Origin of the sequence: Stenotrophomonas sp. 2YAF22 (genome assembly GCF_052114665.1) — a bacterium.
GTDB classification, from domain to species: domain Bacteria; phylum Pseudomonadota; class Gammaproteobacteria; order Xanthomonadales; family Xanthomonadaceae; genus Stenotrophomonas; species Stenotrophomonas indicatrix.
On record NZ_JBFRFE010000123.1, the window covers coordinates 1 to 8,385 of the forward strand.

The following is an 8,385-nucleotide window of genomic DNA, read 5'->3' on the forward strand; positions in this document are numbered from 1 at the left end:
CCCCGAGCCCGTCATGCCCACCGCCCTGCCCCTGCGCCTGCTGCAACTGATCATCGGCCTGTTCCTTTATGGCTTCGGCGCCTCGCTGATGATCCGCGCCGCCATCGGTGTCGCGCCGTGGGATGTGCTGTCGCAGGGCATTGCTGCACAGACCCCGTTGTCGTTCGGCCTGGCCACCAACGTGATCGGCGCGCTGGTACTGCTGCTGTGGTGGCCGCTGCGGCAGAAGCCCGGTGTCGGTACCGTGCTCAACGTGATGCTGATCGGCCCTTCGGCCCAGTTCGGACTGTGGCTGCTGCCCCCGGCCGTCGGTCTCGGCTGGCAGGTGGCGATGTTCTGCGCCGGCATGCTGCTGGTGGCGCTGGCCACCGGCCTGTACATCGGCGCCAAGCTCGGCCCTGGCCCGCGCGATGGCCTGATGACTGGACTGCACGCGCGCACCGGCTGGCCGATCTGGAAGGTGCGCAGCCTGATTGAAGGCAGCGTGCTGCTGCTGGGGTGGTGGCTGGGCGGCAATGTCGGCGTCGGCACGCTCGCCTTCGCGTTGCTGATCGGACCGTTGTGCGGGGTCACGCTTGGCTGGTTCGGGATCGGCCGCACACCGGTAGTGCCGGCCGCTGGCCGGCAACCGCAATCGCCCTGAGCTGACCGGTAGGCCGGGCATGGCCCGGCGCTACCGAGCGAGGCAGCCCTTGCCCCGGGAGCCGTTTCGCGGCACCCTTCGCGCTTCCGTACGCAAGCGTATCGACATGTCGCCAGCCAACGAAAGCGCCTACCCCCACCTGTTCGCCCCGCTGGACCTGGGCTTCACCCAGCTGCGCAACCGGGTGCTGATGGGCTCGATGCACACCGGCCTGGAGGACCGCGCACGCGACTTCCCGCGCCTGGCCGCCTACTTCGCAGAGCGCGCCGAAGGTGGCGTCGGCCTGATCGTCACCGGTGGTTTCGCGCCGAACGTGGTCGGCTGGCTCAAGCCGTTCGGCGGCAAGCTGTCCTGGCCTTGGGAAGTGCGCCCGCATCGGCAGTTGACCGCCGCCGCGCACCAGCACGGCGCGAAGATCTGCCTGCAGCTGCTGCATGCCGGGCGCTACGCCTATCACCCGCTGTCGGTAGCGCCGTCGAAGCTGAAGGCGCCGATCAATCCGTTCACCCCGCGCGCCTTGTCGGCCAGCGGCGTCGAGCGGCACATCGCCGACTATGCACGCAGCGCGAAGCTGGCCCGCGAAGCCGGCTACGACGGCGTGGAAGTGATGGGCTCGGAGGGTTACCTCATCAACGAGTTCATCGCCCCGCGCACCAACAAGCGCGATGACCGCTGGGGCGGTGATGCCGCACAGCGCATGCGCTTCGCGGTGGAGATCGTGCGCCGCATCCGCGAAGCCTGCGGCCCGGATTTCATCATCATCTACCGCCTGTCGCTGGTCGACCTGGTCGAAGACGGCAGCAACTGGGAAGAGATCGTGCAGCAGGCCCAGGCCATCGAGGCCGCCGGTGCGACGATCCTCAATTCCGGCATCGGCTGGCATGAAGCGCGCATTCCGACCATTGCCACGTCGGTACCGCGTGGCGCATTCGCCGCGGTCACCGCCAAGCTCAAGCCGCACGTGTCGTTGCCGCTGGTGGCGACCAACCGCATCAACATGCCCGAGGTGGCCGAACGCATCCTCGCCGATGGCGGTGCCGACATGGTGTCGCTGGCCCGTCCGCTGCTGGCCGACCCGCAGTGGCCGAACAAGGCCCGCGCCGGCCGTGCCGAGGCCATCAACACCTGCATCGCCTGCAACCAGGCCTGCCTGGACCACGTGTTCGAAAACAAGCTGGCCAGTTGCCTGGTCAACCCGCGTGCCGCCCACGAGACCGAGCTGGTCTACACCCCGACCACCGCACCGAAGCGGGTGGCCGTGGTCGGCGCCGGCCCGGCCGGCCTGGCCTGCGCTACGGTCGCTGCCGAACGCGGCCACCAGGTCACCCTGTTCGACGCCAGCGAGGAGATCGGTGGCCAGTTCAACGTGGCCAAGCGCATTCCCGGCAAGGAAGAGTTCCACGAGACCCTGCGCTACTTCCGCCACAAACTGGGCGAGACCGGCGTGCAGCTGCGCCTGGGCACCCGTGCCGACGCGGCCAGCCTGGCCGGCTTCGACGAGGTCGTACTGGCCACCGGCATCCTGCCGCGCAAGGTCGACTTCCCCGGTGCCGACCACGCCAAGGTGGTCAACTACCTGGACGTGCTGCTGGGCCGGGTCGAGGTGGGTGCCAGCGCCGCCATCATCGGCGCCGGTGGCATCGGCTTCGATGTCGGCGAGTTCCTTGCCCATGACGGCCCCTCGCCATCGCTGGACCCGCAACGCTGGATGGCCGAATGGGGCGTGGATGCCACCTTCGAGGCCCGCGGTGCACTGGCCCGCCCGGCCGTGGAGGCGTCGCCGCGCAGGCTGTGGCTGCTGCAGCGCAGTGCCGGCAAGCCCGGTGCCCGCCTGGGCAAGACCACCGGCTGGATCCACCGCGCCACGCTGAAGGCCAAGGGCGTGCGCATGCTGGGCGGTGTCGAGTACCTGGGCGTGGACGATGCGGGCCTGCGCATCCGCGTGGACGGCACCGAACAGCTGCTGCCGGTTGACCACGTGGTGATCTGTGCCGGGCAGGAACCGCAGCGCGCGCTGCAGGCCGAACTGCAGGCCGCGGGCATCACCGCACACCTGATCGGTGGTGCAGACGTGGCCGCCGAACTCGATGCAAAACGTGCGATCGATCAGGGCAGCCGGCTCGCCGCCACGCTCTGATGAACACCTGAATGGGGGCCGGAATGTAATTTCCGTCACCGGCCCCCAAGCTGAATGTCAAGCCGGACGATTCAGGATGCGTTCGGCAATGCCCCCCTACCTTGCGCCAACTTTCTGCTCACCAGCCAGTTTCCGGTGAGCCGGTGCGGACCCCGCCGATCGATCCACGATCGTGTTCTTGGGGCCGCCCACGGGGCAGCCCCGATGGCCGCCTCCCCATGACGCCAAGTCGTACCCCGCCTCCAGCAGCCTGCGCTGCCGGAACCGCCAGGTGCGTCCCACACGGAGCAAGGAGTTATATGAAACTGGCCTGGATTCTCTGGCTGTCGCAGTTGCTGCCGCAGCCGGCCGCTGATTCATTGTGTTTGAGCACCACCGTTTACCTGGAAGCCCGCGACCAGACCCTGCGTGGGCAGCAGGCGGTGGCCGAGGTCGCCCTGCGTCGCCTCGACAGTGGCCTGTGGGGCGACTCGATGTGCCAGGTGGTGACCGCGCGCAAGCAGTTCGCCCCCACCATCGTCTCCCCCGGCACCCAGCTGGGCAACGATGCGGCGTGGAGTGAGGCGATGGACGTGGCCTTCGACGCCGAGCGCAACTGGGCGCTGCCAGCCGGCGAGCGCCGCGAGATCGTGCCTGGCGCCAGCCACTTCGCTGCGCTGGCCATCGCCAGCCCGAACTGGCGCAACGCCTATCAGGTGGCCACCATCGGCGATCACACCTTCTACAAAGTGCAGAACCTCAAGCCCCGGCAGTCGTAACGATCCGTTGCCGGTGGCAGCGTTGCCGCGTGCGGCTGGGCTCTGGGATAGTGGTGGTTTCCCGCCACACCCCGCCTGGAGTTCCCATGAAGCTGTACAGCAAGCCCGGTGCCTGTTCCACCGCCGACCACATCGCCCTGCAGTGGACCGGCCAGCCGTTCGAGGTCGAACTGCTGAACAAGGACACCCTGAAGGGTCCGGAATTCCTCAAGATCAATCCGGCCGGCGCGGTACCGGCGATCGTCGATGGCGACTTCGTGCTGGTGCAGAACGCGGCGATCATGGGCTACATCGCCGACAGCTACCCGCAGGCCGGTCTCGGTGGCGATGGCAGCCCGCGCCAGCGCGCTGAAGCCACCCGCTGGCTGGCCTTCGTCAACTCCGACGTGCACCCGGCGTTCTCGCCGCTGTTCGCGCCGGGCAAGTTCATCGCCGATGAAGGCCAGTACGACGCGATCCGCGCCGCGGCGCACAAGCGCCTGCGCGCCCTGTTCGAGACCGCCGACAGGCAGCTGGCCGACAAGCCGTGGCTGGCCGGCTTCCGCAGCTTCGCCGATCCCTACTTCTACATCACCCTGCGCTGGGCGGCCGGCACCAAGGTCGACCTGTCGGGCCTGGACAACCTCGCCGCCTACAAGGCGCGCATGGACGCCGATCCGGGCGTGCAGGCGGCGCTGAAGGCCGAAGGCCTGGCCTGATGGAACCGGGGTCGGAGCCGTTCGCATCGCGAACGGCTCTGACCCCATCGGCTCCATCGACGCTGTCAGCCGATTTCGCGGATCACTTCGCCCTTCGCATCGCGCAGGAACGTCGGCACCACTTCAACCTGCAACGTGCTCGACACCGTGTAGGTTCCGCGTTCCGGCCGCACGTCCTGCCAGGCCTGCAACGCCGCGTCGTCCAGTAGCCAGCGCACGTTGTCGCTCTCCACCGCGGCGGCGCCATCGGTGGCAGGCATGAACTCCCATTGCCGTTCGCGGCTGACCAGCGTCAGTGCCTTGCCGTGGCGCAGGCGCAGTGGCAGCAGTTCACCCACGCTGCCGACCTGCCCTGCCCCCAGCACCAGCGTGGTGATGCCGGCCGTCTGCCGCCAGTCCAGCGTCTCGATGAACAACATGCCTGTACTGGATCCCTCACGCTCGCTGCCGGCCTGCACCTGCGCGGCCAGCGCCGGATCATCCAGCAGGTTGCCGCGATGCAGATCGGTGATCCACAACGACATCGCCGGCTCGAGCACCTGCAGCACACCGCGCGTGGACCAGCGCTTGATCGCGCCCATTTCCTCATCGGTCAGCCCCACCACCTGCAGGAACTGCAGCTGCCCATTTGCGGTATCGCGCGCGGGCAACTGCAGATCGGCAATGAACGCCAGATGGCAGAGACGGGTATCGGTCTCCAGCGCGATCGGGCCGTTGGCGTTGAGGTGATGCCCATCCTCGAACACATTGCCGCTGCTGAACACATAGCGCGCCAGATTCTGCAGCAGGTTCATCGGCCACGCAGGCGGTGTGCTGTCCGCATGCTCACCCTTGTCGGCAGCCAGGCGGAACGTCAGCTCGAAGCCGTAGCCACTGGTGGCCGCATCGCTGCTCTCTTTTGCATACAGTTCCGACAGGCCGTAGGTGACGTAGTGCCAATGCGGAACCGGTGCCTCCGCCCAGTACACGCTGATGCCGTCGAGCGGATCCTGGCCACCCAGCGTGTACGGCAACGCGGTACCGAAGTGACGCGGCTCCTGGCCGGCGTACAGCGGCGCCAGCGCGGCATTGATCGCATCCCAACCGGGTGTATCGGTGTCGTCCTGCATGCGGGGCTCCTGGGCGGAAAAAGAGCGGACCACTTTACCCCGCGTGTCAGCCGGGCACGACCTCGGCGGTGACCGGTGCCAGCGATACCTGGATCTCCTGCCACCAGCGCTGTGCCAGCGCCGGGCTGCGCGCCTTGCCGATCGCGGCGATCATTTCCGGGCACAGCTTTTCCAGGGTGACCGCGTCGGTACAGCGCTCGATCTTCAACTGCATGAAGTAGCCTTTCAGGCCGAGATGGCGGCGCACGGCATCGCTCATCGCGTCGTACAACTGCTGGTACAGCGCCGGATCGTGCTCGCGGCCGCTGCACAGCCCGCGCTGTGCCGCAGGTTCGGCCCTGCCGCCGACCACTTCGATCAGGCCGAGTGCGGCCAATTGCTCCAACGCATCCTGCGGTGCGCGCAGTCCTTCGAACAAGCCGCGCAGTTCGCTTTCATCGCGCTGGCCGTCAACCATCAACAGGATCGAACGCAGCGCCGCCGGCAGGCGCCGGGCACGATCTTCGATCTCCTGGCGGCCAGCGGCCGTCTTGGCATGCAGCAGTGCCATAGCTCCCCCTTCCCACGATGCGATACGCATGCGCGCCCTTGCGGGCACGCTCCCCTGTTCGCCATCCCCGGATGGCACGCGCGTTCCCCGGCGCGTACCGCGTGTTGCAGGTCGATGACAGCCGGAGCTTAGCGCATGTCCTTCGCCCGAGGGGTAGTGCCGGCCGCTGGCCGGCAGCCCGCCAATCCCGAGGTTGCCGGCCAGCGGCCGGTACCACCTCTGATCATCGTCCCAGCGCGCGGCGGATCTCTTCCAGCGCCCCCGGGTCGTCCAGCGTCGACAGGTCGCCGGGGTCGCGCTGCTCGGCCAATGCCTGCAGCGAGCGACGCAGCAGCTTGCCCGAACGGGTCTTGGGCAGCGCGTTGACCACATGGATGTGCGCCGGTCGCGCCACCGCACCCAGCGAGGCGGTCACCGTGGCCATCATCTCGGCCACCACTGCGGCCGGGTCTTCGCCATCGAGCCCCTGCTTGAGGGTGACGAACACCAGCGGCACCTGCCCCTTCAATTCGTCCTTCACCCCGATCACCGCTGCCTCGGCCACGCGCGGGTGACTGGAGATGGCCTCTTCGATCTCACGCGTGCCCAGGCGGTGGCCGGCCACGTTGATCACATCGTCGGTGCGGCCCAGGATGAAGGTATAGCCATCGTCATCGCGGATGGCCCAGTCCAGCGAGCTGTACAGCAGTTCCTTGAAGTGGCTGAAGTAACTCTGCAGGAAGCGGCTGTCGTCATTCCAGACCGTGCTCATGCAGCCCGGCGGCAACGGCGGGGTCATCACCAGCACGCCCTTCTGCCCGGCAGCCACTTCTTCACCGGTGTTCTCGTCGATCACCTTCATGCGGTAGCCGAGATTGGGGAAACCCGGTGAGCCGAAACGCACCGGCTTCATGTCCAGCCCAGGCAGCAGGGTCAATGCCGGCCAACCGGTTTCGGTCTGCCAGTAGTTGTCGATGATCGGCTTGCCCAGCGCGTCGCTGATCCAGTGTGCGGTCGGTTCGTCCAGCGGCTCGCCGGCCAGGAACAGATACTTCAGCGCATCGAGGTCGTGCCGATGGATGAAATCGGCGTCGTGCTTCTTCAGCACGCGGATGGCGGTCGGCGAAGAGAACATCGTGCGTACGTTGTACTGCTCGCACAGCGCCCACCAGATGCCCGGATCGGGGTTGGTCGGCAGCCCTTCGTACAGCAGCGAGGTGCAGCCGCCGATCAGCGGGCCATACACGTTGTAGGAATGGCCCACGGCCCAGCCGACGTCGGAGGTGGAGAACATCACCTGTCCGGGCTTGCAGTCGAACACGGTCTGCATCGATTGCGCCATCGCCACCGCATAGCCACCGACATCGCGCTGCACGCCCTTCGGCTTGCCGGTGGTGCCGGAGGTGTACAGCAGGTAGCTGGGCTCGCTCGATTCCAGCCATTGCACCGGCACATCGGTTTCGCCGATCTGCGCACGCAGGCTGGCGTACTCGACGTCACGCCCTTCGATGCGTGGCTCGGCCGGGTCCAGCCCGCGCGAAACGATCAGCACGTGCGGCGGCGGATTGCTGGCCTCGGCGCAGGCGGCATCGACCATCGCCTTGTAAGGAATGAGCTTGCCACCGCGCATGCCGGCATCGGCGGCGATCAGCAGCTTCGGCTTGGCATCGTCAATGCGCAGCGCGAGGTTGTGTGCGGCGAAACCACCGAACACCACCGAGTGCACCGCACCGATACGTGCACAGGCAAGCATGGCGAACACGGCCTCGGCCATGTTCGGCATGTAGATCACCACGCGATCCCCGTGGCCGACACCAAGGTGTTTCAGCACGGCGGCGAAGTCGTTCACTTCGCGATACAGCTGGCGATAGGTGATTTCGCGGGTGCTGTTGGTTTCGGTGGAGATGGCGACCAGTGCGAGCTGGTCCGCGCGGTCGGCCAGATGCCGGTCGACGGCGTTGTAGCAGAGGTTGGTTTCACCACCCACGAACCAGCGCCGGAACGGCGGGTTGCTGTAGTCGAGCACCTGTTGCGGCGGCGTGTGCCAATGGATGCGCTTGGCTTCCTCGCCCCAGAATGCCTCCGGCTCGTCGATCGAACGGCGGTAGGTTTCCTCGTAGTTCATGACGCAGCCCTCCCAGACAAAGTCATGGTTCGAGCATAGTCCGGCACTGGCGCGTGGGCCGCCCTACCTTGGTAGGGGGTGTGTTGCCGGCAGGGCTGCGCCCTGCACCCGCAGAGGCGGAAGCAACGGCAACAGCAACAGCCGAAGCAACAGCAATGGCAGATTCCGGGGTTGGCGGGGAAGGGACAGATGGCGGGGGACGCTGCAAGTACGTCCCTGTAAGCTCGGTCGCGCCATCCCTGGCGCTCACGCCCCCGCCATCTGCCCCCTCCCCGCCTCCGACAATTTCCCTCCGCTGTTGGTGGGTGTCGACTCCCGCTGCTGTTGGTGGGTGTCGACCTTGGTCGACACGTAGATCCACGCCATGCGTGGATGCTCTTCGTTCA

Annotated in this window: 7 protein-coding genes; 4 read left to right on the forward strand and 3 right to left on the reverse strand. The window is 67.2% G+C overall.

The window, feature by feature from the left end; translation table 11 throughout:
* The first annotated feature begins 13 nt into the window (after window positions 1–13).
* The 4 genes from yczE to AB4Y84_RS07195 all read left to right on the forward strand — a co-directional run bounded on the left by yczE (window position 14) and on the right by AB4Y84_RS07195 (window position 4,236).
* A complete protein-coding gene (gene yczE, locus AB4Y84_RS07180) occupies window positions 14–643 on the forward strand; it encodes a membrane protein YczE (protein WP_100435861.1) in 630 nt (209 codons plus the stop codon).
* A gap of 106 nt (window positions 644–749) precedes the next feature.
* Entirely contained in the window at window positions 750–2,780 is a 2,031-nt protein-coding gene (locus tag AB4Y84_RS07185) for an FAD-dependent oxidoreductase (protein WP_442244805.1), read from the forward strand.
* Window positions 2,781–3,079: 299 nt separating this feature from the next.
* On the forward strand, window positions 3,080–3,538 hold the full coding sequence (locus AB4Y84_RS07190; RefSeq protein ID WP_025878087.1) for a cell wall hydrolase: 459 nt from the start codon (window positions 3,080–3,082) through the stop codon (window positions 3,536–3,538).
* An 86-nt stretch (window positions 3,539–3,624) separates the two neighbouring features.
* Complete coding sequence (locus AB4Y84_RS07195; protein WP_442244806.1) at window positions 3,625–4,236, forward strand: glutathione S-transferase N-terminal domain-containing protein; 612 nt, start codon at window positions 3,625–3,627, stop codon at window positions 4,234–4,236.
* A gap of 65 nt (window positions 4,237–4,301) precedes the next feature.
* Here the strand turns inward: AB4Y84_RS07195 and AB4Y84_RS07200 are convergent, their stop codons facing one another.
* The 3 genes from AB4Y84_RS07200 to prpE all read right to left on the reverse strand — a co-directional run bounded on the left by AB4Y84_RS07200 (window position 4,302) and on the right by prpE (window position 7,999).
* Window positions 4,302–5,345 (reverse strand): suppressor of fused domain protein, encoded by a 1,044-nt coding sequence (locus AB4Y84_RS07200; RefSeq protein WP_442244807.1) that lies wholly within the window; start codon window positions 5,343–5,345, stop codon window positions 4,302–4,304.
* A 46-nt stretch (window positions 5,346–5,391) separates the two neighbouring features.
* On the reverse strand, window positions 5,392–5,895 hold the full coding sequence (locus AB4Y84_RS07205; RefSeq protein ID WP_312787218.1) for a hypothetical protein: 504 nt from the start codon (window positions 5,893–5,895) through the stop codon (window positions 5,392–5,394).
* A gap of 223 nt (window positions 5,896–6,118) precedes the next feature.
* Window positions 6,119–7,999 carry a propionate--CoA ligase gene (gene prpE / locus AB4Y84_RS07210; protein ID WP_442244808.1) on the reverse strand — a complete coding sequence of 627 codons (1,881 nt, stop codon included), beginning with the start codon at window positions 7,997–7,999 and terminating at the stop codon, window positions 6,119–6,121.
* Window positions 8,000–8,385: the final 386 nt, after the last annotated feature.

Excerpts from the sequence above, each read along its gene's own strand:
- yczE (WP_100435861.1), top strand. The coding sequence starts at position 14 with ATGCCCACCGCCCTGCCCCTGCGCCTGCTGCAACTGATCATCGGCCTG.
- AB4Y84_RS07185 (WP_442244805.1), top strand. The coding sequence starts at position 750 with ATGTCGCCAGCCAACGAAAGCGCCTACCCCCACCTGTTCGCCCCGCTG.
- AB4Y84_RS07190 (WP_025878087.1), top strand. The coding sequence starts at position 3,080 with ATGAAACTGGCCTGGATTCTCTGGCTGTCGCAGTTGCTGCCGCAGCCG.
- AB4Y84_RS07195 (WP_442244806.1), top strand. The coding sequence starts at position 3,625 with ATGAAGCTGTACAGCAAGCCCGGTGCCTGTTCCACCGCCGACCACATC.
- AB4Y84_RS07200 (WP_442244807.1), bottom strand. The coding sequence starts at position 5,345 with ATGCAGGACGACACCGATACACCCGGTTGGGATGCGATCAATGCCGCG.
- AB4Y84_RS07205 (WP_312787218.1), bottom strand. The coding sequence starts at position 5,895 with ATGGCACTGCTGCATGCCAAGACGGCCGCTGGCCGCCAGGAGATCGAA.
- prpE (WP_442244808.1), bottom strand. The coding sequence starts at position 7,999 with ATGAACTACGAGGAAACCTACCGCCGTTCGATCGACGAGCCGGAGGCA.